This window comes from Heliomicrobium modesticaldum Ice1 (genome assembly GCF_000019165.1).
GTDB lineage: Bacteria > Bacillota > Desulfitobacteriia > Heliobacteriales > Heliobacteriaceae > Heliomicrobium > Heliomicrobium modesticaldum.
In genome coordinates, this window is record NC_010337.2 from 1,393,529 (window position 1) to 1,417,867 (window position 24,339).

Genomic DNA, 24,339 nt, shown 5'->3' on the forward strand with positions numbered 1-24,339 from the left:
TGACAACCCGGAAGGGAGAGAATCCGTTGCTCGATGTCAATAATTTCGACCGCATGCGCATCGGCCTGGCTTCACCGGATCTGATCCGGCAATGGTCGAGCGGGGAAGTGAAGAAGCCGGAAACCATCAACTACCGGACCCTCAAACCGGAACGGGATGGCTTGTTCTGTGAGCGGATCTTCGGCCCCACCCGCGACTGGGAGTGTCACTGCGGCAAATACAAACGGGTCCGCTACAAGGGCATCGTCTGTGACCGCTGCGGCGTCGAGGTCACCCGCTCCAAGGTCCGTCGGGAACGCCTTGGCCATATCGAACTGGCGGCGCCGGTCTCCCACATCTGGTACTTCAAAGGCATCCCCAGCCGGATGGGCCTGTTGCTCGACATGTCGCCTCGTTCGCTGGAGAAAGTCCTCTACTTTGTCGCCTACATCGTCATCGAACAGGGCGACACGCCGCTGATGAAAAAGCAGCTCCTCACGGAGACGGAATACCGGGAACACCGGGAAAAATACGGCAACCGCTTCCGCGCCGGCATGGGCGCTGAGGCGATCAAAGAGCTGCTTGTCGAGATGGACCTGGAACAACTCTGCCGGGAATTGCGCCAGGAATTGAAAGAGGTGACGGGGCAGCGGAAGGTGCGCGCCATCCGCCGCCTGGAGGTCGTCGAAGCCTTCAAAAATTCCGGCAACCGTCCCGAATGGATGATCATGGACGTCATCCCTGTCATCCCGCCGGAACTGCGCCCCATGGTGCAACTGGACGGCGGTCGATTCGCCACCTCTGACCTGAACGATCTCTATCGGCGCGTGATCAACCGGAACAACCGTCTTAAACGGTTGCTCGATCTGGGCGCGCCTGATATCATCGTCCGCAACGAAAAGCGGATGCTGCAAGAAGCCGTCGACGCCCTCATCGACAACGGTCGCCGCGGCCGGCCCGTCACCGGACCGGGCAACCGCCCCCTCAAGTCCCTCTCAGACATGCTCAAGGGCAAACAGGGCCGCTTCCGCCAGAACCTGCTCGGAAAACGGGTCGATTACTCCGGACGTTCCGTCATCGTCGTTGGTCCCGAACTGAAGCTGCACCAGTGCGGCCTCCCCAAGGAGATGGCGCTGGAACTGTTTAAGCCCTTTGTCATGAAAAAGCTTGTCGAAGACGGCCATGCCCACAACATCAAGAGCGCCAAACGGATGGTGGAACGCGTCAAAAACGAGGTCTGGGATGTCCTGGAAGATGTCATCGCCGAACACCCCGTCCTGCTCAACCGGGCGCCGACCCTGCACCGCCTCGGCATTCAGGCCTTTGAACCGGTTCTCGTCGAAGGCCGGGCGCTGCAGATCCACCCGCTCGTCTGTACGGCATACAACGCTGACTTCGACGGCGACCAGATGGCCGTCCACGTGCCCCTCTCTGCTGAAGCCCAGGCCGAAGCGCGCAACCTGATGCTGTCGGCCCACAATATCCTCAACCCGAAGGATGGCCGACCTGTCGCCACGCCGACTCAAGACATGGTCATCGGTTCCTACTACCTGACCATCGAGCGGGAAGGCGCCAAGGGCGAAAACATGATCTTCGCCAGCCCTGATGAGGCCATCGCCGCCTATGACGCCAAGAGCGTCCACCTGCAGGCGCGGATCCGCGTTCGACCGACGGCGCGTTTGCAGGAAGCCCTTGAGTTTGCCAAAAGCGAAGCCCGCTCCTTCGATGAGCAGGGACGCCTTATGACCACGGTGGGACGGTTGATCTTCAACAGCGTCATCCCGCCCAAGGTCGGCTACGTCAATGAGGTCGTCGGCAAGAAGCAGTTAGGAAACATCGTCGCCCGCTGCTATGACAAGTTGGGGATCAGCGAGACAGCTGCCATGCTTGACGGCATAAAAAAATTGGGTTACACCTTCTCCACCCGTGCCGGCATCACCGTCGGCATCACCGACGTGGAAGTTCCTGAAGAGAAGAGACGCCTAATCGCCGAGGCCGACAGCTTTGTAGAAAAGGTTGAACAACAGTACCGCCGCGGTTTGATCACCGAAGAAGAACGTTACCAGAAGGTTATCGACATCTGGAACAAGACGACAGACGGCGTCACCCAAGCCTTGATGCGGACACTGGACAAATTCAACCCCGTCTACATGATGGCCAACTCGGGCGCGCGCGGCAACATTCAGCAGATCCGCCAACTCGCCGGTATGCGCGGCTTGATGGCCGACCCGTCGGGCCGCATTATCGACCTGCCGATCAAAGCCAACTTCCGCGAAGGCCTCACCGTTTTGGAATACTTCATCTCCACCCACGGCGCCCGCAAAGGCCTCGCCGATACAGCGCTGCGGACAGCCGACTCAGGGTACCTGACCCGTCGTCTCGTCGACGTATCCCAGGATGTCATTGTCCGGGAGATCGACTGTGGCACCCACGAAGGCATCCCTGTTGAAGCGATCGTCGATGGTAAGCAGGTTATTGAAAAGCTGTCCGATCGCCTGACCGGCCGTTACGCCTTGGAAGAGATCGTCGATCCCGAGACGGGCGAGAAGCTCGCTGCGTACAACGAAGAGATCCAGGCGGACGCTGCCGAGCGGATCGATCAGTTGATCAAACAGGGCAAGCTGGCCCATAACGCCGTCTACATCCGCTCCGTCTTGACCTGCCGCACCCGTTACGGCGTCTGCCGCCGTTGCTACGGTCGCAACCTGGCCACCGGCCGTTCCGTCGAGATCGGCGAGGCTGTCGGCATCATCGCCGCCCAGTCCATCGGTGAACCGGGGACGCAGTTGACGATGCGCACCTTCCACACCGGTGGCGTCGCCGGCGACGACATCACCCAAGGTCTGCCGCGGGTTGAAGAACTGTTTGAAGCCCGTAAACCGAAAGGCCTGGCGATCATCGCCGAACAGGACGGCATCGTTCGGATCGTTGACAACAAGGGTCGCAAGGATATTGAGATCGTCACCGACGACGGCGAATCGCACCACTATGCTATTCCCTATAACTCCCGCCTGAAAGTTGAAGATGGCCAGCGAGTGCAAGCCGGTACTGAACTGACTGAGGGCTCCGTCAACCCCCATGACATGTTGCGCGTCAAGGGGATCCAGGGCGTCCAGACCTACCTGTTGCGGGAGGTCCAGCGGGTCTACCGACTCCAGGGCGTTGACATCAACGACAAGCACATCGAGGTCATGGTCCGGCAGATGATGCGCAAGGTGAAGGTCGAAGAGCCGGGTGATACGGATCTGCTTCCCGGCGGGCTCATCGACATCGCTGACTTTGAGGCCGAAAACCTCAAAGCCATCGAGGCCGGCCTGGAACCGGCCACCGCCCGCCCGATCCTGCTGGGCATCACCAAGGCCTCGCTGGCCACCGACTCCTTCCTCTCAGCCGCCTCCTTCCAGGAAACGACGCGAGTGCTCACCGAAGCCGCCATCAAAGGCAAAGTGGACCCCTTGCTCGGTCTGAAAGAAAACGTGATCATCGGTAAGCTGATCCCGGCCGGCACTGGCATGTCGCGCTACCGCAACATTCAAGTGCTCGTCGGCGACGAAATAGACGAAGCGCGCCTGGAAGACGGCATGGCCTAAGAGAGCTTGCACAAAGGGTGAAGGGAGCCGTTGCTCGATAGGTGATGGGCCGGAAAAAGGCGCCGCCTGACCGGCCCATCTGCCTCTATAGACAGCGATAGCGGGATGAACAGCATTTTTGTTGACACGCATCTTTGGAAGTGATACTATAAACGAGTGTGTGATTCGTTAAAGGAGGCTTACTATGCCTTTAGAGCGCTTGAAACAGGCCCGCCAGAAGACGGTTGGCACCAAGCAGACCCTGAAGGCGGTGGAGAAAGGGCAGGTCAAAGTGGTCTATGTCGCTGTAGACGCCGACCCCCACCTGGTGGATCCTTTAATGAAGCTGTGTGAAGAAAAGGCGATTCCCGTTATCAGCGTGGACTCGATGGAGGCGCTAGGTCTGGCTTGCAACATCAAAGTCGGTTCGGCGTCAGCGGCCATAGTGGCTGAGTAGAGCACTTCTTCACTGACGATACGCATGGGTGAGTTGTAAGTAAGAATTCCGGGAAGGAGGTGGATGTTCATGCCAACGATTAGCCAGTTGATCCGCAAAGGCCGCGAAGTTCTCACGGAGAAATCGACTGCTCCGGCATTGAAAGAGTGTCCGCAAAAGCGTGGGGTATGCACCCGCGTCTATACGACGACTCCCAAAAAGCCGAACTCGGCTCTTCGCAAAGTGGCCCGGGTGCGTTTGACCAATGGGGTGGAAGTGACCGCCTACATTCCCGGCATCGGGCACAACCTTCAAGAGCACTCTGTCGTTCTGGTTCGCGGAGGCCGGGTGAAAGACCTCCCCGGTGTGCGCTACCACATCGTTCGTGGCGCTCTGGATACCGCCGGTACCCAGAACCGCAATCAGGGCCGTTCGAAATATGGAACGAAGCGCCCCAAGAAAGGCGCCGCTACGGCAGCCAAAGGACCCGTCAAAGGCAAGAAGTGATGAGGGGAGGAGATTCCTATGCCGCGTAGAGGATCAGTCGCCCGGCGTGAAGTGCTCCCCGATCCGATTTACAACTCCAAGGTTGTCACGAAACTGGCAAACCAGATCATGTTGGACGGGAAAAAAAGCACTGCCGAGGCCATTTTGTACGGAGCCCTTGATGTGATCAAGGAAAAGACCAACAAGAATCCGATGGAAGTACTGGAGGCTGCGTTGAAAAACGTGATGCCGCTCTTGGAAGTCAAGGCCCGCCGTGTCGGCGGCGCCAACTACCAGGTGCCGGTAGAGGTTCGTCCCGAACGTCGCCAGACCCTAGGATTGCGTTGGCTCGTCAAGTACTCTCGTGAGCGCTCCGGCAAGACCATGATTGACAAACTGGCCGGAGAGATCATGGATGCTGCCAACAACACCGGCGGCGCTGTGAAGAAAAAAGAAGATACCCATAAGATGGCCGAAGCCAACAAGGCCTTCGCTCATTATCGCTGGTAACCCGCCAGGATTTGAGATCCGACAGAAAGGGGGAACGAGCTTGCCTAGACAGTTTCCGTTAAATAAGACGCGAAATATCGGCATTATGGCCCACATCGATGCCGGCAAAACGACCACCACCGAGCGCATCCTGTTCTACACAGGTCGGGTGCACAAGATCGGTGAGGTCCATGATGGCGCTGCCACCATGGACTGGATGGTTCAGGAACAAGAGCGTGGCATCACCATCACCTCCGCCGCGACGACTTGCCAATGGCGTGGTCATCGGATCAACATCATCGACACACCCGGCCACGTGGATTTTACCGTTGAAGTTGAGCGTTCCCTGCGGGTATTAGACGGGGCCGTTGCCGTCTTTTGTTCCGTCGGCGGTGTTGAACCGCAGTCAGAAACAGTATGGCGCCAAGCAGATAAGTACGGCGTTCCCCGGATCGCCTACATCAACAAGATGGACCGCATCGGCGCCGATTTTTTCCGCGGCGTCAGCATGATCCGGGAGCGCTTGGGCGCCAACCCTGTGCCCATTCAGATTCCCATCGGCGCCGAAGACCAATTCAAGGGCATTGTCGACCTGATCACAATGAAAGCCATCATCTACGTCGACGACCTGGGTAAGACGAGCGACGTCACCGAGATCCCCGAGGACCTCGCTGATATCGCTGCCGAATACCGGGAAAAGCTCCTTGAAGCGGTTGCTGAGTCTGACGAAGAGCTGATGATGAAGTACCTGGAAGGGGAAGAACTGACCGAAGAGGAAATTCGCAACGGCATTCGTAAGAGCACCCTGGCCGTCAAGATGATCCCTGTACTCTGCGGCTCTTCCTTCAAGAACAAGGGCGTACAGCCCCTGCTTGACGCCGTCGTTGAATTCCTGCCGGCGCCGGTCGATATTCCCGCCGTGAAAGGCGTCAACCCCGATTCCGGCGAAGAAGATGTTCGTGAGGTCTCTGACGAAGAGCCCTTCTCCACGTTGGCCTTCAAGATCATGGCCGACCCCTATGTGGGCAAACTGGCTTTCTTCCGTGTCTACTCTGGCAAGCTGAGCTCCGGTTCCTACGTGTACAACTCGACTAAAGGCAAAAAGGAACGGATCGGTCGCATCCTCCAGATGCACGCCAACCACCGGGAAGAGATCGCCGAGGTTTACACCGGCGATATCGCCGCGGCTGTCGGTCTGAAGGATACCACGACAGGCGACACGCTCTGCGATGAGAAACACCCGATCATCCTTGAGTCGATGCAGTTCCCGGAACCGGTCATCCACGTTGCCATTGAACCGAAGACAAAGGCCGACCAAGACAAGATGGCCATCGCCCTTCAGCGTCTTTCCGAAGAAGACCCGACCTTCCGCATGTCCACCGACCATGAAACGGGTCAGACGATCATCTCCGGCATGGGTGAACTCCACTTGGAGATCATCGTCGACCGGATGATGCGCGAGTTCAAGGTCGAAGCCAACGTCGGGCGACCCCAGGTCGCCTACAAAGAAACCATTCGCAGCAAAGCCAAGGCAGAAGGCAAGTTCGTTCGTCAGTCCGGCGGTCGCGGTCAATACGGTCACGCCGTCATCGAGATCGAACCGCTCGAGCCCGGCGCAGGCTATGAATTTGTCAACAAGATCGTGGGCGGCGTCATTCCTCGCGAATACATCCCTGCCATCGATAACGGGATTCGCGAAGCCGCCGAAACAGGCGTCCTCGCCGGTTATCCCACTGTTGACTTCCGCGTCACCCTTGTCTTCGGTTCCTACCACGATGTGGACTCCTCGGAAATGGCCTTTAAGATCGCCGGTTCCATGGCCTTCAAAGAAGGCGCCGCGAAGGCCAACCCTGTCATCCTTGAGCCGGTGATGAAAGTAGAAGTCACGGTTCCCGAGGAATACATGGGTGATGTCATCGGTGACATCAACTCCCGCCGGGGCCGCATCGAAGGCATGGAGTCGCGCGGCAGCACCCAAGTGGTGCGCGGCTACGTCCCCCTGTCGGAGATGTTCGGCTACGCCACCGACCTGCGTTCGCGCACCCAAGGCCGCGGTCAATACGTCATGATGTACAGCCACAACGAAGAAGTGCCCCGCAACATCGCTGAAGGCATCATCGCGAAACGTAAAGGCTAAATCGCCATAGGCGATTTTCGCCGGATAGAGGATGGCCAAGCCATCCTCCCCAATAATCCTTAAGCCTGAAAAGGAAGGATGAGTACGAAATGGCAAAAGCCAAATTCGAGCGCACCAAGCCGCACGTGAACATCGGCACCATCGGTCACGTTGACCACGGCAAAACCACCACTACCGCTGCTATCACCCTGGTTCTCTCCAAAGTAGGCAAAGCCTCCTTCAAAAAGTACGACGAAATCGACGCTGCGCCCGAAGAGCGTGAACGCGGCATCACCATCAACACCGCCCACGTTGAGTATGAAACCGACAACCGTCACTACGCTCACGTGGACTGCCCCGGTCACGCCGACTACATCAAAAACATGATCACCGGTGCTGCTCAGATGGACGGCGCCATCCTGGTTGTGTCTGCTGCTGATGGTCCCATGCCCCAGACCCGTGAACACATCCTCCTGGCCCGCCAGGTCGGCGTACCCTACATTGTTGTCTGGCTGAACAAAGCCGACATGGTAGACGATCCCGAACTGATGGAACTGGTCGAGATGGAAGTGCGCGAGCTCCTCTCCTCCTACGAGTTCCCTGGCGACGACATCCCCATCGTGGCCGGTTCCGGCCTGAAAGCCCTCGAGTGCGGCTGCGGCAAGCGCGAGTGCGAATGGTGCGGTAAGATCTGGGCGCTCATGGACGAAGTCGACAAGTACATCCCCACCCCCGAGCGCGCCACCGACAAGCCCTTCCTGATGCCGGTTGAAGACGTCTTCACCATCACCGGGCGCGGCACCGTCGCCACCGGCCGTGTCGAGCGCGGTACCATCAAAGTCGGCGAGGAAGTCGAGATTGTCGGTTTGGCCGAGTCCACCCGCAAGACCGTCGTCACCGGCGTTGAAATGTTCCGCAAGCTCCTCGACTTCGCCCAAGCCGGCGACAACATCGGCACCCTGCTGCGCGGTGTTGAACGGAAAGACATCGAGCGCGGCCAAGTTCTGGCTAAACCCGGTTCCATCAAGCCCCACACCAAATTCACCGCTGAGGTCTACGTCCTGTCCAAAGAGGAGGGCGGCCGCCACACCCCGTTCTTCAACGGCTATCGTCCCCAGTTCTACTTCCGGACCACCGACGTAACCGGCTTCATCGAGCTGCCTGAAGGCGTTGAAATGTGCATGCCTGGCGACAACATCAAGATGACCATCGAGCTCGGCAAAACCATCGCCATCGAAGAAGGCCTCCGCTTCGCTATCCGCGAAGGCGGCCGGACTGTAGGCGCCGGCGTTGTCACCGGTATCATCGAGTAATCGATCGCCAGTCGGCTAATAAGCGACCGGGTCCCTGAATCATTTCAGGCGATCCGGTCGTTTTCCTTTTACACTCCTCAACCCTCATAAGTAACCATCAAAATGCGGAGGGTGGCGCGGGTGCGCCAGCGGGGTTCGCTAAGAGCTCCGCGGCGGCTCCTTCGTCGGCTCCGCTCGGACGCCAAAGTCTCTCGGGTTTTTCTGCATGGCAATGGCGTCCTTGCCGCTTCGCCTCCTCACTCGCTTTTCGCCGCTCCGCTCAAACCGCTCACCCTGCTGGCGCAGCCGATGCCACCTTGGGCGTATTTTCCAATTTTCGAATTGCTACTGTCCGGCGATCATATTAATAGTGCTGTAAACGGAAGCGGTGCGGTCAAGCGCTCCACTGGCACGCAGGCTGAGGCTAGTATGCCTAAGCGGGCATCGCTGTGCTACCGTGATTTTTTCCAGACGGTAAAGAACCTTCGCTATATTGGTGAATGTAGTTGGGTGGGGTTAGGGTACATATTTAAAATGAATTAACCGAGTGTCATGCACCCGGTTTAGCTTCGGCGTTCAATATGGCGGCTACGTCCGCTACAACTTGTTTTGTTCGGCTCTAGCCACGCTCTAATTGTATCACTCGATCTGTTACTGCCACCAGTTCTGCTCGGCTTGTCGCTTGGTTGGCCTCTGTCGCACGAAGAATCTGATACATTTCATCCTGACGCGTCTCCATACGGTCCATACGCTTCTCCATGCGGTCTATGCGCTCCAAGATCTGCAACAGCAGGTCCCGGTCTGTCATACCGTCACCCCCCTGCAATAATTATAGCACAAATATGAGAAGACGCAGTCTGATTTCTTATTATTACCATAAAAACAAATTGTTAAGTGGTAGCTTAGACAGCCCTTATCTTATCTCAGCTATCCACCAACACCTTAGTGGATGCCCAGGTGTTCGCCGCCTTTGCGACTAAACTGTCGCAACATCTAATTGCACCCTATGCCTACCAGGCGATGAAATCGGACTCGACAGCCAGTTGTTTCCTTCGACTCACTGAAAAAGCAGGGGGCTGGCGGTGGCCTGAGCGATTTGAGCGGAGCGGCGAAGAGCGAGCGCGGAGGCGGAGCGTTAAAGGGCGCCATTGACATGCATACTACCCTACAGTTTTGGCGCCCTAGCGCAGCCGACAAGCGAGCCGCCGCGCAGCTCTTTGCGAAGGCCGCCGCCAGCCCCCGCGATTACAGAACGAAGTACCTCACGCTTCTCACTGGTATCCTTACGATTACCCACATGGCTGCTACGGCTGGCGATAGGCTTCCCGCAGATTTTCCGAGAAATATTCAAATACGAAGCGAAAATCACTTGCATTTCCGAACACTTGGTGCTAAAATCTCATATTGTGGGTTGGCTTTGCGATGAAGCGAAAGGTTGCCCAACAATGGCTCAGGATTGGTGGGCAGAGCTCTCTTTGTGTCTTTTTTACTTACGACACGCCCGAGAGCGTTGTTGGGGTAATTTTCGCGGAGAAGGTCCGTAATCAATCGGGCGAACAAAAGGAGGGACTTACCTGCATGGGTAAACAAAAAATTCGGATCCGCCTGAAGGCTTTCGATCATCGGATTCTCGACCAGTCTTCCGAAAAGATCGTAGAAACGGCCAAGCGGACCGGCGCGGCGGTATCCGGTCCGATTCCGCTGCCGACGGAGAAGAGCATCTATACCATCTTGCGCTCTCCCCACGTCAACAAAGACTCCCGTGAGCAGTTTGAGATGCGCACCCACAAGCGCCTCATCGACATCCTCGAACCTAATCCGAAGACTGTCGATGCGCTCATGCGTCTGGACCTGCCGGCGGGCGTGGATATTGAAATCAAGCTGTAATCCTTTTGCTAGAGATGGGAGGTGTCATTGGTGGCTAAGAAAGGTCTTCTCGGTAGAAAGATCGGTATGACGCAGGTATTTGCCGATAACGGAGTCGCTGTGCCCGTGACAGTCGTCCAGGCCGGCCCCTGTGTTGTCGTTCAAAAGAAAACCGTGGAGAAGGACGGATACGAAGCTGTCCAGATCGGTTTCGGCGACGTCCGTGAAAAATTGCTCAACAAGCCGAAAAGAGGTCACCTGAAAAATGCCGGCGTTCGCCTGGTTCGCGTCCTGCGCGAAATCAAGGTGGACAGCATGGATGAGTACAAGGTAGGCCAAGAACTGAAAGCCGACGTCTTCTCCGCCGGCGAGTATGTCGATGTGGTCGGCACGTCCAAAGGCAAAGGCTTTGCCGGCGGCATCAAGCGCCACAACTTCAAGCGGGGACCGATGAAACACGGTTCCAAGTATCACCGTCGCCCTGGTTCCGCCGGCGCCAAAGGTCCGGCCCGCATCTTCAAAGGGCGCAAGATGCCCGGGCGTATGGGCAACGAACGCGTCACCGTCCAGAAGCTGCAAGTCGTCCGCGTTGACGCCGAGCGCAACCTCCTCTTGATCAAAGGCGCAGTGCCCGGCCCTAAGCGCGGCTTGTTGCTGATCAAGAGCTCTATCAAGGCCAAGTAAACATCCCCCGGAGAAAGGAGGACACGACATGCCGAAAGTAGCCCTTTACAACACCGAAGGCGCTCAGGTCGGTGAAATCGAACTGAACGACGCGATCTTTGGTATCGAGCCCAACGAAGCCGTGATGCACCAGGCCGTAGTCACCCAGCTGGCCGCCTGGCGGCGCGGCACCCACAAGGTCAAATCCCGTGGCGAAGTCTCCGGGGGCGGCAAAAAGCCCTGGAGACAAAAAGGTACCGGCCGCGCCCGCGCCGGCACCAGCCGTTCGCCTCTTTGGCGCGGCGGCGCAATCATCTTCGGGCCCCAGCCCCGCAGCTATAAAATCGCCATGCCGAAGAAGGTCCGCCGTCTGGCCCTCAAATCGGCCCTGTCGGACAAAGTCCGCTCCGGCAACCTGATTGTCGTCGACGCCCTGGAAATGGACGCCCCGAAGACGAAAGTCATCGCCGGCATCTTGAACAAGCTCAAGGTGGAACGCAAGGCCCTGTTGGTGACCGCCGACATCGACGAGACCGTCTTCAAGTCGGCCCGCAACATTCCCGGCGTCTCCCCCGTTGAAGCTGTCGGCATCAACGTCTATGACATCCTGAACCACGACAAACTGGTCATCACCAAAAATGCCGTGGCCAAGGTTGAGGAGGTGTTCGCCTGATGCGCAGCCCCTATGACGTTCTGAAAAAACCGGTCATCACTGAACGGTCGATGGACTTGGCTCAGGAGAACAAATACACCTTCGTGGTGGAACCGAAAGCCAACAAAATCGAAATTAAGCACGCTGTCGAACAGCTCTTCAACGTCAAGGTCCTTGACGTTCACACCATGAATGTCAAAGGCAAACCTAAGCGGATGGGCAAGTACGCAGGACGGACCGCTGACAAGAAGAAAGCCATCGTCACCCTGAAAGAGGGCGACAAGATCGAAATCTTTGAAGGCGTCTAAGTCTGGCCGGACCAAAGGAGGGAAACTGCGTGGCTGTAAAAAAGTTTAAGCCCACCTCGCCTGGTATCCGCCAGATGACGGTGGCCAGCTTTGATGAAATCACCAAGACCAAGCCGGAAAAATCGCTGCTCGAGCCCTTGAAGAAGAAGGCCGGGCGCAACAACCAGGGCAAACTGACCGTCCGTCACCAGGGCGGCGGCCACAAGCGCATGTACCGGGTCATCGACTTCAAGCGGATCAAGGACGGCATCCCCGCCAAAGTCGCTTCTATCGAGTACGATCCGAACCGGACCTCGCGCATCGCCTTGCTTCACTACGCTGACGGCGAAAAACGCTACATCATCGCCCCCAACGGACTGAATGTAGGCGACACCGTCGTCTCCGGTCCTGACGCCGACATCAAGACCGGCAATTGCCTGCCCTTGAAGAACATCCCTGTCGGCACCTTGATCCACTGCATCGAGATGCGCCCCGGCAAAGGCGGCCAGCTCGTCCGTTCCGCCGGTGCCGCCGCTCAGCTGATGGCCAAGGAAGGTGAACATGCCACCCTGCGCCTGCCCTCTGGCGAAATGCGCAAGGTGCTGGCCGAGTGCCGCGCTACCATCGGTCAGATGGGCAACCTGGAGCATGAAAACATCACCATCGGCAAAGCCGGTCGGAAACGTTGGTTGGGCATCCGTCCCACCGTCCGCGGTGTTGTCATGAACCCCGTCGATCACCCCCATGGCGGCGGTGAAGGCCGTTCCCCCATCGGACGCAAAGCACCCGTCACCCCTTGGGGCAAAGTGGCCATCGGCGGCAAGACCCGTCGGAAGAAAGCTTCTGATAAGCTGATCATCAAACGCCGTACCAAGTAAGTGGGTTCGGTGAAACGGAGCGGGAACACCACCCGCCACCCTGACACCAGAAGGGAGGATCGTGCATGAGCCGTTCTCTGAAAAAAGGACCTTATGTTGAAGCCAGCCTTCTCAAAAAGGTTGAGGAACTGAACCAAAAGAACGAGAAACGGGTCATCAAGACCTGGTCCCGACGCTCGACTATTTTTCCGCAATTTGTCGGTCATACCTTCGCTGTCCATGACGGGCGCAAACACATCCCCGTCTATGTGACGGAAGACATGGTCGGTCACAAACTGGGCGAATTCGCCCCGACCCGGACCTTCAAAGGCCATGCCGGTTCGGAGAAATCCAGCCGCCTGCGCTAGGCCAAGGGAGAAGAGGAGGAAGGCCAATGGAAGCCAAAACCGCCCAAGCGGTGGCCAAGTACGTCCGCACCTCTCCCCGGAAGGTACGTCAAGTCATTGACCTCATTCGGGGTAAATCGGTAGCCGACGCCTTTGCCATTTTGAAATTCACCCCCGTGAAAAGCGCTGCCGACGTGGCGAAAGTCCTCAAATCGGCAGTCGCCAACGCCGAGCACAACTACGAGATGAACACGGCCGATCTCTATGTGCAGACCTGCTTCGTCGACCAGGGTCCCAGCATGAAACGGATCAGCCCCCGCGCTCAAGGCCGCGCCGATGTCATCAAGAAGCGCATGAGCCACATCACCGTCATTGTCGCCGAAAAGCCCGCCAAGCCCGCAGCCGCCAAGAAGGACCCCAAAGCCGCTGCTGCAAAGGCCGACGCCAACGCCGGGACGAAGGAGGGATAAGCTGTGGGTCAAAAGGTCAATCCGAAAGGATTGCGGATTGGCATCATCAAAGACTGGGATGCCCGGTGGTTCGCCGGAAAAAACTATGCCGAACTGCTGCATGAAGACCTCAAAATCCGCAAATTTGTCAAATCGAAGCTCTACGCCGCCGGCATTCCCCGCATCGAGATCGAGCGGGCCGCCAACCGCGTCAAGGTGACCATCCACACTGCCAAGCCGGGCATCGTCATCGGTCGCGGCGGCGCCGAAGTGGAAAACCTGCGCAAAGAGCTGGAAAAAATGACGGGTCGCGCCGTCAACATCAATATCGCTGAAGTTAAAAAGCCTGAACTGGATGCCCAACTCGTCGCTGAGAACGTGGCAGCCCAGCTCGAAAAGCGAACCTCCTTCCGCCGAGCCATGAAACAGTCCGTCGGCCGCACCATGCGCCTTGGCGCAGAAGGCATCAAGATCATGGTCTCCGGTCGTCTCGGCGGCGCTGAGATCGCCCGGACTGAATGGTACAACGAAGGCAAGGTTCCCCTCCACACCCTCCGCGCCGACATCGACTACGGCTTTGCGGAAGCCCGCACCACCTACGGCATCATCGGTGTCAAGGTGTGGATCTACAAAGGCGAAATCCTGCCGGGCGCCAAGAACCGCACCGGCGAAAGCCGTGAACCTGCCGAGCGCGCTGAGCGTCCCGAACGTTCCGAACGTCGCGATCGCCGCCCCCGTGGTGACCGCCGGCCGCCTGCCGCCGCGGAAGGAGGGAAATAACCCATGTTGCTGCCGAAACGCGTCAAATGGCGTCGGGTGCAACGAGGCCGTCTGAAAGGCAAGTCCAAAGGCGGCAACAGCGTCGCCTTTGGTGAATATGGCCTGCAAGCCCTGGAAGCGGCCTGGATCACCAGCCGCCAGATCGAAGCCGCTCGTATCGCCATGACCCGCTACATCAAACGGGGCGGTAAAGTCTGGATCAAGATTTTCCCCGACAAGCCTATCACCGCCAAGCCGGCTGAAACCCGGATGGGTTCCGGTAAAGGCTCCCCTGAATACTGGGTTGCCGTTGTCAAACCGGGCCGGATCATGTTTGAGCTGGCCGGCGTTCCTGAAGATACCGCCAAGGAAGCCATGCGCCTGGCCATGCACAAGCTGCCCATCAAGTGCAAGTTTGTAAAACGGGAAGAAGTGGGTGGTGAAGCGAATGAAAGCTAAAGAACTGCATGACCTGAGCACGGAAGAACTGCAGAAAAAGCTGATTGACTTCAAAGACGAACTCTTCCGCCTCCGCTTTCAACTTGCTACCCAACAGTTGGAGAACCCCATGCGGATCCGGGACGTGCGCAAAAACATCGCCCGGACGCAGACAGTCCTCCGTCAACGAGAACTGGAAGCCCAAAAGGCTTAGTGCAGCGGGTAAGGAGGTAAGAAGCAGTGTCCGAACGTGCCGAACGCAAGACTCGCATCGGTAAAGTCACGAGCAACAAGATGGAAAAGACCGTCGTTGTCGCCGTAGAAAGCCGCATCCAGCACCCTCTGTACGGCCGTACCGTTAAAAAGACGAAGAAATTCAAGGCCCATGATGAAGAAAACGCCTGTCAAATCGGCGATGTCGTAGAAATCATGGAAACACGTCCCCTCTCCAAGGAGAAGCGCTGGCGGGTCGTTCGTATCGTCGAAAAAGCCGTCATCGTATAAACCACGGCATAGGAGGTTACCGTCGTGATCCAGCAAGAAACTCGACTCCGGGTCGGTGACAACACCGGAGCCAAAGAGTTGTTGTGCATCCGTGTGTTGGGCGGCTCCTACCGGAGGTATGCCTCTGTCGGCGACATCATCGTCGCTTCCGTCAAAGAGGCAACGCCCGGCGGCGTGGTGAAAAAGGGAGACGTCGTCAAAGCCGTGGTTGTCCGGACTCGGAAACCGATCAAACGGCCTGACGGCTCCTACATCCGCTTCAGCGAGAACGCCGCAGTCATCATCAATGAACAAAAAAACCCGAAGGGGACCCGTATCTTCGGGCCCGTGGCCCGCGAACTTCGCGACCGCGATTTCATGAAGATCATTTCGTTGGCCCCCGAAGTACTGTAGGGTGGAGGTGAAAGCACCATGGCCAACCCGAAAGTCCATGTAAGAAAAGGCGATCTGGTACAGGTCATCACCGGCAAGGACGCTGGCAAAAAAGGCAAAATCATTGAAGTGATTCCCGCCAAAAACCGGGTTGTCGTTGAGAAAGTCAACATCGTCAAACGGCACTCGAAGCCCAGCAAGACCAATCCCCAAGGCGGCATCATCGAAAAAGAAGCGCCCATCGACGCTTCCAACGTGATGATCTTCTGCCCCAAATGTGACCGGCCGGTGCGCAGCGGTCACAAGTTCCTGGAAAACGGCGACAAGGCTCGCATCTGCCGCAAATGCGGTGACGTGCTTGACAAAGATAAGTAAAGCCTCGTCCGAGAGGAGGTCAGCAGATTGGCCCGTCTGAAAGAGAAAATCCAAACCGATGTCAACGCTGCCATGATGCAGCGGTTCGGATATAAAAACGTCATGCAGATCCCCCGCCTGGAAAAAGTCGTCGTCAACATGGGCCTTGGGGAAGCGATTCAAAACCCCAAAGGTCTCGACGCTGCCGTAGGCGACCTGACCCGCATCACCGGTCAGAAACCGGTCATCACGACGGCGAAGAAATCCATCGCCGGCTTCAAACTGCGGGAAGGCATGAAGATCGGCTGCAAGGTGACCCTGCGCGGCGACAAGATGTACGACTTCGTCGACAAGCTGGTCAACCTGTCTCTGCCCCGCGTCCGCGACTTCCGCGGCGTCAGTCCCAAGTCCTTCGACGGTCGCGGCAACTACACCCTCGGCCTGAAGGAACAACTGATTTTCCCCGAGATCGAGTACGATAAGATCGACCGTCTGCGCGGGATGGACGTCACATTTGTGACGACGGCCAAGACCGACGAAGAAGCCCGTGAACTCCTTCGGCTGATCGGAATGCCGTTCCGCGCCGAATAAGGCATTTACAGGAGGGAATCTCGTGGCAAAAACATCCATGATCGTGAAACAAAGCCGCACCCCCAAATTTCGCGTCCGCGCCCACAACCGCTGCAAGATCTGCGGACGCCCTCACGCCTATATGCGGAAATTTGGGATGTGCCGGATTTGCTTCCGCAACCTGGCCTACAAAGGGGAAATCCCCGGCGTGACCAAGGCCAGTTGGTAAAGATACACGGAGGGGGGTACCAGCCCAATGGTCATGACCGATCCAATCGCGGATTTCCTGACACGGATCCGCAACGCCAATATGGTTTACCATGACAAAGTGGAAGTTCCGGCTTCCAAAGTCAAGCGGGCCATCGCAGAAATCTTTAAGAATGAAGGTTACGTCAAAGACGTGGAATACGTCGAAGACAACAAGCAAGGCCTGCTCCGCATCTACCTGAAGTTCGGCCCCAACCGTGAAAAAGTCATCACCGGCGTCAAGCGGATCTCCAAACCGGGTCTGCGCGTCTATGCCCGCAAAGAAGAGATCCCCAAGGTCCTCGGCGGACTGGGTGTCGCCGTTCTCTCGACCTCGCAAGGCATCATGAGCGACAAAGCCGCTCGCAAGGCCGGCCTGGGCGGAGAAGTTCTCTGCTACATCTGGTAATCAACCCACCATCGAACCGAATCACACACAGCAGGAGGTGTGACCATGTCACGGATCGGCAAGAAACCCGTGGCGATCCCGGCCGGCGTCAACGTGACGATTGAAGGCAACGTCGTCACGGTGAAAGGACCGAAAGGCCAACTCAGCCGGGAGCTCCATAAAGACATCATCGTCACGGTGGAAGGCAACACCGTCCAGGTTACGCGCCCCAGCGACGATAAATTCCATCGCTCCCTTCATGGCCTGAGCCGCACCCTCGTCGCCAACATGGTAGACGGCGTCTCTGTCGGCTTCAGCAAAAGCCTGGAACTGGTCGGCGTCGGTTACCGGGCGGCGAAGCAGGGGAAGAAGCTCGTCCTCACCGTCGGCTACAGCCACCCGGTCGAGATCGAGCCCGGCGAAGGCCTGGAAGTGGAAGTCCCTGCTCCGACGAAGATCATCGTCAAAGGGATCGACAAGGAAAAAGTGGGCGCGCTGGCGGCCAACATCCGCGCCGTACGGGAGCCCGAACCCTATAAAGGCAAGGGCATCAAGTATGAAACCGAAGTGATCCGCCGCAAAGTCGGTAAGACCGGCGGTAAAAAAGGCAAAAAATAAGCCCTAACCCGAGGTCGAAGGGAGTGAGCCCGAGTGATCAAAAAGCTTGACCGCGATGCCGCACGTCAGAAGAAACACATGCGGATTCGCAAACGGGTGAAGGGCACTGAAGAACGTCCCCGCCTGTGTGTCTTCCGCAGTCTGAACCATATCTACGCCCAAGTGGTCAATGATGTCACCGGCCGGACCTTGGTGGCCGCCTCCAGCCTCGACGGCGAGTTCAAGGCAGCCAACGTATCCGGCGGGAACATCGAAGGGGCAAAAAAGGTCGGCGAACTCATCGCCAAGAAGGCCCTGGAAAAAGGCATCGACAAGGTAGTCTTTGACCGCGGCGGTTATATCTACCACGGCCGGATCGCAGCGCTGGCCGAAGCAGCCCGGGAAGCGGGGCTCCAATTCTAAACGTCCCGCATAAAGGAGGGAAAAGAATGGCAAGAATAGACGCGAGCGGTCTGGAACTTCAGGAAAAAGTCGTCTACATCAACCGCGTGGCGAAAGTCGTCAAGGGCGGTCGCCGTTTCTCCTTCAGCGCCCTGGTTGTTGTCGGCGACGGCAAAGGCCACGTGGGCTTCGGCCTTGGCAAGGCCGGCGAAGTGCCTGAGGCGATCCGCAAAGGCGTTGAAGACGCGAAAAAGAACCTGATCGTTGTCCCCGTAGTCGGCACGACCATCCCCCATCCCGCCCTTGGCGTATTCGGCGCCGGTCGGGTGTTGCTCAAACCGGCTTCCAAAGGCACCGGCGTCATCGCCGGCGGTCCTGTCCGTGCCGTCCTGGAGTTGGCTGGGATTCACGATATCCTCACCAAGTCCCTGGGTTCTAACAACGCCAACAACATGGTGCGGGCCACCATGGAAGGCCTGCGCAGTCTGAAGCGTGCCGAAGAGGTCGCCAAACTGCGCGGCAAAACGGTCGAAGAGATTACTGGTTAGGAGGGTCAACCGTGGCCACCAAACTGAAGATCACCTGGGTGAAAAGCGCCATCGGTTACGCCAAGAACCAGAAACTTACCGTGGCCACCCTGGGTCTGAAAAAGCTCCATCAATCGGTCCTCCATGACGATACCCCCGCCATCCGCGGCATGATTCGCACGGTCAACCACTTGGTGACTGTGGAAGAAGTGGAAGCCTAACGCAAGGAGGTGTACCCTTTGCAACTCCATGAACTGAAACCGGCGCCCGGGTCACGGCAAAAACCGACTCGGAAAGGGCAAGGCATCGGTTCCGGCCTGGGCAAAACGGCTGGCCGGGGTCACAAAGGTCAAAAAGCCCGTTCCGGCGGCGGCGTCCGTCCCGGCTTCGAAGGCGGTCAACAACCGCTGCAGCGCCGGCTCCCCAAGCGCGGCTTCACCAATGCCCGCTTTAAAAAAGAATTTGCCATCATCAACGTGGGCGACCTCGATGTCTTCGAGGCCGGCACCGTGGTGACACCGGAACTGCTTCTGGAACGGAAAATGATCAAGAAGCTGAAAGATGGCGTCAAACTGCTGGCCGACGGCAACATTGAAAAAGCCTTAACGGTAAAACTCCATGGGGTGAGTGAGGCTGCGGCGGAGAAGATCAAAGCTGCCGGCGGCCAAGTAGAGGTGATGTAAGACATGTCCACGCTTGTGGGCACTCTGCAAAATGCCTGGAAACTGCCTGATCTGCGGAGCAAGATCATCTTCACCCTGATGATGTTCCTCGTCTTCCGCATCGGCGCTCACATCCCTGTGCCAGGCATCAACCGCGAAGTGATCGAACAACTGTTGAACTCAGGGGCCCTCTTCGGCTTTTTTGACGTGATTTCGGGCGGTTCTTTCCGAAACTTCTCCGTCTTTGCCATGAGCATCACCCCTTACATCAACGCGTCGATCATCATGCAGCTCCTCACCGTCGTCATCCCCTCGCTGGAACAACTGGCCAAGGAAGGTGAAGAGGGTCGGAAAAAGATCACCGAATACACCCGCTACTTCACCATCCTCTTGGCCTTCATTCAGGCCATCGGGCTCTCCTATGGCCTGAAAGGCGCTGTCGCCAACCCGAGCTTCGCCCAATACCTGCTCGTCGCCACCACCCTGACGGCCGGCACGGTTTTTCTCATGTGGATCGGCGAACGGATCACCGAGAAGGGCATTGGCAACGGGATCTCCCTGATCATCTTCGCCGGCATCGTATCCCGTCTCCCCGCCGGAATCGCGACGCTCTATGAGTATGTCCGCGTCGGCACCACCAACGTGCTGAACGTCCTGCTCTTCCTGATCATCGCCGGCGCCACCATCGCCGGGATCATCTACATCAGCGAGGGGCAACGGCGGATCCCGGTCAACTATGCCAAACGGGTTGTCGGACGTCGCGTCTATGGCGGGCAAAGCACCCACATCCCCCTGAAGGTCAACCAGGCGGGTGTCATCCCCGTCATCTTCGCCTCTTCTATCCTGGCGCTGCCGACGACCATCGCCGCCTTTTTCCCCGGTTCCCCGGTGGGACAGTGGTTCCAGCAGTATTTCAACTTCGGTTCCTTCCTGCATAGCGCTTTCTATGCGCTGCTGATCCTCTTTTTCACCTACTTCTACACCGCCATCACCTTCAACCCTGTCGATGTGGCCGACAACATGAAGAAGTATGGCGGCTTCATCCCCGGGCTTCGTCCCGGCAAACCGACAGCCGACTACATCACCAGGGTGATGTCGCGCATTACGCTGGTTGGCGCGCTGTTCCTGGCAGTCATCTCCCTGCTGCCGACTTTCGTCATCATGTTGACAGGCATCACCAACATCTACTTCGGCGGCACGGCGCTCCTCATCTGCGTTGGCGTAGCTTTGGATACGATGAAGCAACTGGAGTCCAACATGTTGATGCGGCATTACCAAGGATTCATGAAATAGAGATAACAGAGTGGGCATGTCCCAGGACGGAGGAAACCTGTCTACGGAGCGGCAAGGACACATTCCGGACCTGCCCACAGCAACTATCCCTGCCGACATGGGCGGGGAACTTACGGAGGGATATACCGTGAACGTATTGCTGATGGGTCCGCCGGGCGCCGGCAAAGGGACTCAAGCCGAGATGCTGGTGAGCCGGTTTGCCATTCCCCACATTTCCACCGGCGACATGTTTCGCGCCGCCATCAAAAATGAGACGGAACTGGGGCGAAAGGCGAAAGCCTTCATGGATGCCGGTCAACTCGTTCCTGATGAAGTGACCATCGGGATCGTGCGGGAACGTCTGGCTCAGGATGACTGCCGCCAAGGCTTTCTCCTGGACGGCTTCCCCCGGACCGTGCCCCAGGCGGATGCGCTGGAAGAAACCCTGAAAGAACTGGGCCTCGAGTTGGATGCCGTCATCGACATCCACGTGCCCCGAGAGAGGCTGATCGAACGGTTGACCGGTCGCCGGATCTGCCGCCAGTGCGGCGCCACCTACCATGTCCTCTTCAACCCGCCTCCGACGGAGGGCCTTTGCGGCAAGTGCGGCGGCGAGCTGTATCAGCGCAGCGACGACTCCCGCGAAACGGCGGAAAACCGACTTGACGTGTACACCCGGCAGACCCAACCGCTCATCGAATACTATGAGGCCAAAGGACGCTACAAGCGAATCGACGGGGAACAGGACATGGCAGCGGTGTTCAAGGACATCTGCGCCGCCCTGGGGAGAGACGCTGAATGATCGTCTTAAAAGCCGCCCGGGAACTCGATTACATGCGAGATGCCGGACGGATTGTGGCCGAGACCCTGCGGGAGATGGAAAAGGCAGTGGCACCGGGGGTAACCACGGCAGACCTGGACCAGAAGGCGGAGGATTATATCCGCGCCAAGGGCGCCAAGCCCGCCTTCAAAGGCTACCAGGGCTTCCCAGCCACCATCTGCGCCTCCATCAACGAACAAGTCGTTCATGGCATACCAGGTTTACGGCAGTTGCAAACGGGGGATATTATCAGTATTGACGTCGGCGCCTCTGTCAATGATTACCATGGCGACGCGGCGATCACGCTGCCCGTCGGGGAGATTGACGAGGAATTGCAACGCCTGCTGGACGTGACGCGTCGTTCCCTGGAGATCGGCATCGAACAGGCGAAAGTAGGCAACCGTCTCTTTGATATATCTCATGCCATTCAAACCTATGTTGAAGGAAACGGGTTTTCCGTTGTCCGCCAGTTTGTCGGTCACGGCATCGGTAAGAAGATGCATGAGGAGCCGCAGGTGCCCAATTTCGGGCCGGCTGGACGGGGACCGCGGCTTCAAGCAGGCATGACGCTGGCCATCGAACCGATGGTCAACGCAGGAACCTGGGAAGTCGAAACCAAGGAAGACCAGTGGACGGTGGTCACAAAAGACCGCAAGCCGTCCGCCCATTTTGAGCATACCATCGCCCTCACTGATGATGGACCAGAGGTCCTCACCCGCCTGTACGGTCGTTGACCATGGCAGCGCGGTCTGTCAAGCCAGGCGAACTGGTGCGTTCTCAAGCCGGAAGGGACGGGGACAGGTATTTTATCGTGCTCAACATCCTTGATCCCGATTATCTTCTGATTGTGGACGGACACTATCGCAAAGTGGAAAACCCCAAGAAGAAGAAGGTCAAACATCTCCGGTGCACCGGCTTGGTGGCAACGGAAATCGGCGAGATGCTTCAACAGGGCAAAACTCCTGCCAACGCCCAGGTCGCCAGTGCGCTCCGCCGACTGCTGGAGACCTTGGAGACCGGTTCGTAATATCAAGGAGGCTGGAATTCCTTATGTCCAAAACGGACGTGATTGAAGTCGAGGGGCGCGTCGTCGAGCCCTTGCCGAACGCAATGTTCACCGTGGAGTTGGAGAACGGCCACAAGGTCCTCGCCCATGTGTCGGGGAAAATCCGGATGAACTTCATCCGGATCCTGCCCGGCGACCGGGTGACGGTCGAATTGTCGCCTTATGATCTCACCCGCGGAAGGATCACCTACCGCTTCAAGTAAGGACGTAGTATACTTGAACGGTCATCATACAAGCCGTCGATCCCCCGAGGAGGAACGAAGATGAAAGTGCGGCCTTCAGTGAAGACGATCTGTGACAAGTGCAAGATCATCAAACGCAAAGGCAAAGTCATGGTTATTTGCGAGAACCCGAAGCACAAGCAAAAACAAGGTTAATAATCGGGAGGTGTACACACCACTATGGCACGTATTGCCGGCATCGACCTGCCCAGGGACAAGCGGATTGCCATCGCGCTGACCTATATTTTTGGGATCGGTCGTCCCACCGCCGACAAGATCCTGGCTGAAACCGGCATCAACCCCGACACGCGGACCCGCGATCTCACCGATGAAGAAGTGGCCCGTCTGCGGGAATACATCGATAAGAACGTAGAAGTCGAAGGGGATCTCCGCCGGGAAATCTCCCTGAACATCAAGCGCCTCATGGAGATCGGCTGCTACCGCGGCCTTCGCCATCGCCGCGGGCTCCCCGTCCGTGGTCAGCGCACCAAGACGAACGCCCGCACGCGCAAAGGTCCTGCCCGGACCGTCGCCGGCAAGAAGAAGAAGTAAAGGGGGTCATCACCGGATATGGCAGCAGCACGTCGTGTAACCCGCACCAAGCGGAAAGAACGCAAGCATGTGGACCGTGGTGTGGCCCACATCAAGTCCACCTTCAATAACACCATCGTCACCATCACCGATCCCAACGGCAACACCATCTCTTGGGCTTCCGCCGGCGTTCTCGGCTTCAAGGGTTCGAGAAAGTCGACGCCCTTTGCCGCCCAGATGGCCGCCGAATCGGCTGCCAAGGAAGCCATGGAGCATGGACTGCGGGAAGTCGAATGCCTGGTCAAAGGCCCCGGCTCCGGTCGGGAAGCGGCCATCCGCTCCCTGCAAGCCGCCGGTCTGGAAGTCAACATGATCAAAGACGTAACCCCCATCCCCCACAACGGATGCCGGCCGCCGAAGCGTCGCCGCGTCTAATCTGAACACCTAGGAGGTGCATCCGCAGAATGGCACGTTATACCGGTCCGGTCTGTCGCCTTTGCCGGCGGGAGGGGGCCAAATTATATCTCAAAGGGGAACGCTGCTACACGGGCAAGTGCGCCGTTGACCGCCGTACCTACGCGCCGGGTCAGCACGGCCAAGGACGCAAGAAGATTTCCGAATATGGTCTGCAGTTGCGGGAGAAACAAAAAGCCCGCCGGGTGTACGGCATTCTGGAAGGCCAATTCCGCGCCTATTTCGCTGAGGCTGACCGCCAGCAAGGCGTCACCGGCGAAAATCTGCTCCGCCTTCTGGAAACCCGTCTCGACAACGTCGTCTTCCGGCTAGGCTTTGCTCGTTCTCGGAACGAGGCCCGTCAATTTGTTCTGCACAACCACTTTACCCTGAACGGGAAGAAAGTAAACATCCCCTCCATCCAACTGCGGGTGGGTGACGTGATCCAGCTGAAAGAGAAGAGCAAGGATACGCCGCTCTTCAAGGAGATCGTCGACGGCCTCGGCCAGAAGACGCCGCCGGCTTGGTTGGAGCTCGATGTGAACACCCTCTCTGGCCGGGTGATCGCCCTGCCCAAGCGGGAAGACATTGACACGAACCTGCAAGAACACCTGATCGTCGAATTGTACTCCCGCTAGTATTAGGGGTTTTCCGATTCAAGCCAAGGGA

General features: G+C 57.8%; 36 protein-coding genes and 1 pseudogene. 36 read left to right on the forward strand and 1 reads right to left on the reverse strand.

Features of this window, described 5'->3' with window-relative positions; translation table 11 throughout:
- The first annotated feature begins 26 nt into the window (after window positions 1-26).
- From rpoC to tuf, 6 genes are all read left to right on the forward strand, one after another.
- Window positions 27-3,569: a DNA-directed RNA polymerase subunit beta' gene (rpoC, locus tag HM1_RS06230; protein WP_012282464.1), complete on the forward strand. Its 3,543-nt coding sequence runs from the start codon at window positions 27-29 to the stop codon at window positions 3,567-3,569.
- Window positions 3,570-3,753: 184 nt separating this feature from the next.
- Window positions 3,754-4,005 carry a ribosomal L7Ae/L30e/S12e/Gadd45 family protein gene (locus HM1_RS06235; RefSeq protein ID WP_012282465.1) on the forward strand — a complete coding sequence of 84 codons (252 nt, stop codon included), beginning with the start codon at window positions 3,754-3,756 and terminating at the stop codon, window positions 4,003-4,005.
- 69 nt (window positions 4,006-4,074) lie between these two features.
- On the forward strand, window positions 4,075-4,491 hold the full coding sequence (gene rpsL, locus HM1_RS06240; RefSeq protein WP_012282466.1) for a 30S ribosomal protein S12: 417 nt from the start codon (window positions 4,075-4,077) through the stop codon (window positions 4,489-4,491).
- 18 nt (window positions 4,492-4,509) lie between these two features.
- Entirely contained in the window at window positions 4,510-4,980 is a 471-nt protein-coding gene (rpsG, locus tag HM1_RS06245) for a 30S ribosomal protein S7 (RefSeq protein ID WP_012282467.1), read from the forward strand.
- A 40-nt stretch (window positions 4,981-5,020) separates the two neighbouring features.
- Complete coding sequence (gene fusA, locus HM1_RS06250; protein ID WP_012282468.1) at window positions 5,021-7,096, forward strand: elongation factor G; 2,076 nt, start codon at window positions 5,021-5,023, stop codon at window positions 7,094-7,096.
- 89 nt (window positions 7,097-7,185) lie between these two features.
- On the forward strand, window positions 7,186-8,388 hold the full coding sequence (tuf, locus tag HM1_RS06255) for an elongation factor Tu (RefSeq protein WP_012282469.1): 1,203 nt from the start codon (window positions 7,186-7,188) through the stop codon (window positions 8,386-8,388).
- Between the two features lie 598 nt (window positions 8,389-8,986).
- Here the strand turns inward: tuf and HM1_RS06265 are convergent.
- A complete protein-coding gene (locus tag HM1_RS06265; protein WP_041313451.1) occupies window positions 8,987-9,175 on the reverse strand; it encodes a hypothetical protein in 189 nt (62 codons plus the stop codon).
- A 770-nt stretch (window positions 9,176-9,945) separates the two neighbouring features.
- Between HM1_RS06265 and rpsJ the strand changes: the two genes are divergently transcribed.
- The 30 genes and pseudogenes from rpsJ (at window position 9,946) to rpsD (ending at window position 24,308) form a co-directional block, all read left to right on the forward strand.
- Window positions 9,946-10,254 carry a 30S ribosomal protein S10 gene (gene rpsJ, locus HM1_RS06275; protein ID WP_012282470.1) on the forward strand — a complete coding sequence of 103 codons (309 nt, stop codon included), beginning with the start codon at window positions 9,946-9,948 and terminating at the stop codon, window positions 10,252-10,254.
- A 30-nt stretch (window positions 10,255-10,284) separates the two neighbouring features.
- Window positions 10,285-10,917: a 50S ribosomal protein L3 gene (gene rplC / locus HM1_RS06280; RefSeq protein WP_012282471.1), complete on the forward strand. Its 633-nt coding sequence runs from the start codon at window positions 10,285-10,287 to the stop codon at window positions 10,915-10,917.
- Window positions 10,918-10,945: 28 nt separating this feature from the next.
- Entirely contained in the window at window positions 10,946-11,569 is a 624-nt protein-coding gene (gene rplD, locus HM1_RS06285; protein ID WP_012282472.1) for a 50S ribosomal protein L4, read from the forward strand.
- On the forward strand, window positions 11,569-11,856 hold the full coding sequence (rplW, locus tag HM1_RS06290) for a 50S ribosomal protein L23 (RefSeq protein WP_012282473.1): 288 nt from the start codon (window positions 11,569-11,571) through the stop codon (window positions 11,854-11,856). The genes rplD and rplW overlap by 1 nt, the downstream gene beginning before the upstream one ends.
- Window positions 11,857-11,885: 29 nt before the next feature.
- A complete protein-coding gene (rplB, locus tag HM1_RS06295; RefSeq protein ID WP_012282474.1) occupies window positions 11,886-12,713 on the forward strand; it encodes a 50S ribosomal protein L2 in 828 nt (275 codons plus the stop codon).
- Between the two features lie 65 nt (window positions 12,714-12,778).
- Window positions 12,779-13,060, forward strand: a complete 282-nt coding sequence (rpsS, locus tag HM1_RS06300) for a 30S ribosomal protein S19 (protein WP_012282475.1) — start codon at window positions 12,779-12,781, stop codon at window positions 13,058-13,060.
- A 26-nt stretch (window positions 13,061-13,086) separates the two neighbouring features.
- Window positions 13,087-13,425 (forward strand): annotated as a pseudogene (gene rplV / locus HM1_RS06305) (50S ribosomal protein L22); the annotation flags it as partial.
- 87 nt (window positions 13,426-13,512) lie between these two features.
- Entirely contained in the window at window positions 13,513-14,268 is a 756-nt protein-coding gene (gene rpsC, locus HM1_RS06310) for a 30S ribosomal protein S3 (RefSeq protein ID WP_012282477.1), read from the forward strand.
- A gap of 3 nt (window positions 14,269-14,271) precedes the next feature.
- Entirely contained in the window at window positions 14,272-14,706 is a 435-nt protein-coding gene (gene rplP / locus HM1_RS06315; RefSeq protein ID WP_012282478.1) for a 50S ribosomal protein L16, read from the forward strand.
- Window positions 14,696-14,899: a 50S ribosomal protein L29 gene (gene rpmC, locus HM1_RS06320; RefSeq protein ID WP_012282479.1), complete on the forward strand. Its 204-nt coding sequence runs from the start codon at window positions 14,696-14,698 to the stop codon at window positions 14,897-14,899. The genes rplP and rpmC overlap by 11 nt, the downstream gene beginning before the upstream one ends.
- A 26-nt stretch (window positions 14,900-14,925) precedes the next feature.
- Window positions 14,926-15,189: a 30S ribosomal protein S17 gene (rpsQ, locus tag HM1_RS06325; protein WP_012282480.1), complete on the forward strand. Its 264-nt coding sequence runs from the start codon at window positions 14,926-14,928 to the stop codon at window positions 15,187-15,189.
- Window positions 15,190-15,213: 24 nt separating this feature from the next.
- Window positions 15,214-15,582: a 50S ribosomal protein L14 gene (rplN, locus tag HM1_RS06330; protein ID WP_012282481.1), complete on the forward strand. Its 369-nt coding sequence runs from the start codon at window positions 15,214-15,216 to the stop codon at window positions 15,580-15,582.
- Window positions 15,583-15,600: 18 nt separating this feature from the next.
- The gene (rplX, locus tag HM1_RS06335; protein WP_012282482.1) at window positions 15,601-15,936 is read left to right on the forward strand and encodes a 50S ribosomal protein L24; all 336 of its coding nucleotides are present in this window, start codon (window positions 15,601-15,603) and stop codon (window positions 15,934-15,936) included.
- A gap of 27 nt (window positions 15,937-15,963) precedes the next feature.
- The gene (gene rplE, locus HM1_RS06340; protein ID WP_012282483.1) at window positions 15,964-16,506 is read left to right on the forward strand and encodes a 50S ribosomal protein L5; all 543 of its coding nucleotides are present in this window, start codon (window positions 15,964-15,966) and stop codon (window positions 16,504-16,506) included.
- 22 nt (window positions 16,507-16,528) lie between these two features.
- Entirely contained in the window at window positions 16,529-16,714 is a 186-nt protein-coding gene (locus HM1_RS06345; protein WP_012282484.1) for a type Z 30S ribosomal protein S14, read from the forward strand.
- Between the two features lie 27 nt (window positions 16,715-16,741).
- Entirely contained in the window at window positions 16,742-17,140 is a 399-nt protein-coding gene (gene rpsH, locus HM1_RS06350; protein WP_012282485.1) for a 30S ribosomal protein S8, read from the forward strand.
- 45 nt (window positions 17,141-17,185) lie between these two features.
- The gene (gene rplF, locus HM1_RS06355; RefSeq protein ID WP_012282486.1) at window positions 17,186-17,737 is read left to right on the forward strand and encodes a 50S ribosomal protein L6; all 552 of its coding nucleotides are present in this window, start codon (window positions 17,186-17,188) and stop codon (window positions 17,735-17,737) included.
- A gap of 33 nt (window positions 17,738-17,770) precedes the next feature.
- Window positions 17,771-18,139 (forward strand): 50S ribosomal protein L18, encoded by a 369-nt coding sequence (gene rplR, locus HM1_RS06360; RefSeq protein ID WP_012282487.1) that lies wholly within the window; start codon window positions 17,771-17,773, stop codon window positions 18,137-18,139.
- Window positions 18,140-18,165: 26 nt separating this feature from the next.
- Window positions 18,166-18,666, forward strand: a complete 501-nt coding sequence (gene rpsE / locus HM1_RS06365; RefSeq protein WP_012282488.1) for a 30S ribosomal protein S5 — start codon at window positions 18,166-18,168, stop codon at window positions 18,664-18,666.
- An 11-nt stretch (window positions 18,667-18,677) separates the two neighbouring features.
- The gene (gene rpmD / locus HM1_RS06370) at window positions 18,678-18,866 is read left to right on the forward strand and encodes a 50S ribosomal protein L30 (protein WP_012282489.1); all 189 of its coding nucleotides are present in this window, start codon (window positions 18,678-18,680) and stop codon (window positions 18,864-18,866) included.
- 18 nt (window positions 18,867-18,884) lie between these two features.
- The gene (gene rplO, locus HM1_RS06375; RefSeq protein ID WP_012282490.1) at window positions 18,885-19,328 is read left to right on the forward strand and encodes a 50S ribosomal protein L15; all 444 of its coding nucleotides are present in this window, start codon (window positions 18,885-18,887) and stop codon (window positions 19,326-19,328) included.
- 3 nt (window positions 19,329-19,331) lie between these two features.
- Window positions 19,332-20,600 carry a preprotein translocase subunit SecY gene (gene secY, locus HM1_RS06380; RefSeq protein WP_012282491.1) on the forward strand — a complete coding sequence of 423 codons (1,269 nt, stop codon included), beginning with the start codon at window positions 19,332-19,334 and terminating at the stop codon, window positions 20,598-20,600.
- A gap of 127 nt (window positions 20,601-20,727) precedes the next feature.
- The gene (locus HM1_RS06385) at window positions 20,728-21,381 is read left to right on the forward strand and encodes an adenylate kinase (RefSeq protein WP_012282492.1); all 654 of its coding nucleotides are present in this window, start codon (window positions 20,728-20,730) and stop codon (window positions 21,379-21,381) included.
- Window positions 21,378-22,133 carry a type I methionyl aminopeptidase gene (gene map / locus HM1_RS06390; RefSeq protein ID WP_012282493.1) on the forward strand — a complete coding sequence of 252 codons (756 nt, stop codon included), beginning with the start codon at window positions 21,378-21,380 and terminating at the stop codon, window positions 22,131-22,133. Before HM1_RS06385 ends, map begins: the two co-directional genes overlap by 4 nt.
- A 2-nt stretch (window positions 22,134-22,135) precedes the next feature.
- The gene (locus tag HM1_RS06395) at window positions 22,136-22,426 is read left to right on the forward strand and encodes a KOW domain-containing RNA-binding protein (protein ID WP_012282494.1); all 291 of its coding nucleotides are present in this window, start codon (window positions 22,136-22,138) and stop codon (window positions 22,424-22,426) included.
- 23 nt (window positions 22,427-22,449) lie between these two features.
- Window positions 22,450-22,668 (forward strand): translation initiation factor IF-1, encoded by a 219-nt coding sequence (gene infA, locus HM1_RS06400; protein WP_012282495.1) that lies wholly within the window; start codon window positions 22,450-22,452, stop codon window positions 22,666-22,668.
- A gap of 60 nt (window positions 22,669-22,728) precedes the next feature.
- Window positions 22,729-22,842 (forward strand): 50S ribosomal protein L36, encoded by a 114-nt coding sequence (gene rpmJ / locus HM1_RS06405; protein WP_012282496.1) that lies wholly within the window; start codon window positions 22,729-22,731, stop codon window positions 22,840-22,842.
- A gap of 24 nt (window positions 22,843-22,866) precedes the next feature.
- The gene (gene rpsM, locus HM1_RS06410) at window positions 22,867-23,238 is read left to right on the forward strand and encodes a 30S ribosomal protein S13 (protein ID WP_012282497.1); all 372 of its coding nucleotides are present in this window, start codon (window positions 22,867-22,869) and stop codon (window positions 23,236-23,238) included.
- A gap of 18 nt (window positions 23,239-23,256) precedes the next feature.
- Window positions 23,257-23,652 (forward strand): 30S ribosomal protein S11, encoded by a 396-nt coding sequence (gene rpsK / locus HM1_RS06415; protein ID WP_012282498.1) that lies wholly within the window; start codon window positions 23,257-23,259, stop codon window positions 23,650-23,652.
- 29 nt (window positions 23,653-23,681) lie between these two features.
- Entirely contained in the window at window positions 23,682-24,308 is a 627-nt protein-coding gene (gene rpsD / locus HM1_RS06420) for a 30S ribosomal protein S4 (RefSeq protein WP_012282499.1), read from the forward strand.
- Window positions 24,309-24,339: the final 31 nt, after the last annotated feature.

Coding starts and splice junctions, on each gene's coding strand:
- HM1_RS06235 (WP_012282465.1), top strand. CDS start 3,754: ATGCCTTTAGAGCGCTTGAAACAGGCCCGCCAGAAGACGGTTGGCACC.
- rpsL (WP_012282466.1), top strand. CDS start 4,075: ATGCCAACGATTAGCCAGTTGATCCGCAAAGGCCGCGAAGTTCTCACG.
- rpsG (WP_012282467.1), top strand. CDS start 4,510: ATGCCGCGTAGAGGATCAGTCGCCCGGCGTGAAGTGCTCCCCGATCCG.
- tuf (WP_012282469.1), top strand. CDS start 7,186: ATGGCAAAAGCCAAATTCGAGCGCACCAAGCCGCACGTGAACATCGGC.
- HM1_RS06265 (WP_041313451.1), bottom strand. CDS start 9,175: ATGACAGACCGGGACCTGCTGTTGCAGATCTTGGAGCGCATAGACCGC.
- rpsJ (WP_012282470.1), top strand. CDS start 9,946: ATGGGTAAACAAAAAATTCGGATCCGCCTGAAGGCTTTCGATCATCGG.
- rplD (WP_012282472.1), top strand. CDS start 10,946: ATGCCGAAAGTAGCCCTTTACAACACCGAAGGCGCTCAGGTCGGTGAA.
- rplW (WP_012282473.1), top strand. CDS start 11,569: ATGCGCAGCCCCTATGACGTTCTGAAAAAACCGGTCATCACTGAACGG.
- rpsS (WP_012282475.1), top strand. CDS start 12,779: ATGAGCCGTTCTCTGAAAAAAGGACCTTATGTTGAAGCCAGCCTTCTC.
- rplP (WP_012282478.1), top strand. CDS start 14,272: ATGTTGCTGCCGAAACGCGTCAAATGGCGTCGGGTGCAACGAGGCCGT.
- rpmC (WP_012282479.1), top strand. CDS start 14,696: ATGAAAGCTAAAGAACTGCATGACCTGAGCACGGAAGAACTGCAGAAA.
- rplX (WP_012282482.1), top strand. CDS start 15,601: ATGGCCAACCCGAAAGTCCATGTAAGAAAAGGCGATCTGGTACAGGTC.
- rpsH (WP_012282485.1), top strand. CDS start 16,742: ATGGTCATGACCGATCCAATCGCGGATTTCCTGACACGGATCCGCAAC.
- rplF (WP_012282486.1), top strand. CDS start 17,186: ATGTCACGGATCGGCAAGAAACCCGTGGCGATCCCGGCCGGCGTCAAC.
- rpsE (WP_012282488.1), top strand. CDS start 18,166: ATGGCAAGAATAGACGCGAGCGGTCTGGAACTTCAGGAAAAAGTCGTC.
- secY (WP_012282491.1), top strand. CDS start 19,332: ATGTCCACGCTTGTGGGCACTCTGCAAAATGCCTGGAAACTGCCTGAT.
- map (WP_012282493.1), top strand. CDS start 21,378: ATGATCGTCTTAAAAGCCGCCCGGGAACTCGATTACATGCGAGATGCC.
- HM1_RS06395 (WP_012282494.1), top strand. CDS start 22,136: ATGGCAGCGCGGTCTGTCAAGCCAGGCGAACTGGTGCGTTCTCAAGCC.
- infA (WP_012282495.1), top strand. CDS start 22,450: ATGTCCAAAACGGACGTGATTGAAGTCGAGGGGCGCGTCGTCGAGCCC.
- rpmJ (WP_012282496.1), top strand. CDS start 22,729: ATGAAAGTGCGGCCTTCAGTGAAGACGATCTGTGACAAGTGCAAGATC.
- rpsM (WP_012282497.1), top strand. CDS start 22,867: ATGGCACGTATTGCCGGCATCGACCTGCCCAGGGACAAGCGGATTGCC.
- rpsK (WP_012282498.1), top strand. CDS start 23,257: ATGGCAGCAGCACGTCGTGTAACCCGCACCAAGCGGAAAGAACGCAAG.
- rpsD (WP_012282499.1), top strand. CDS start 23,682: ATGGCACGTTATACCGGTCCGGTCTGTCGCCTTTGCCGGCGGGAGGGG.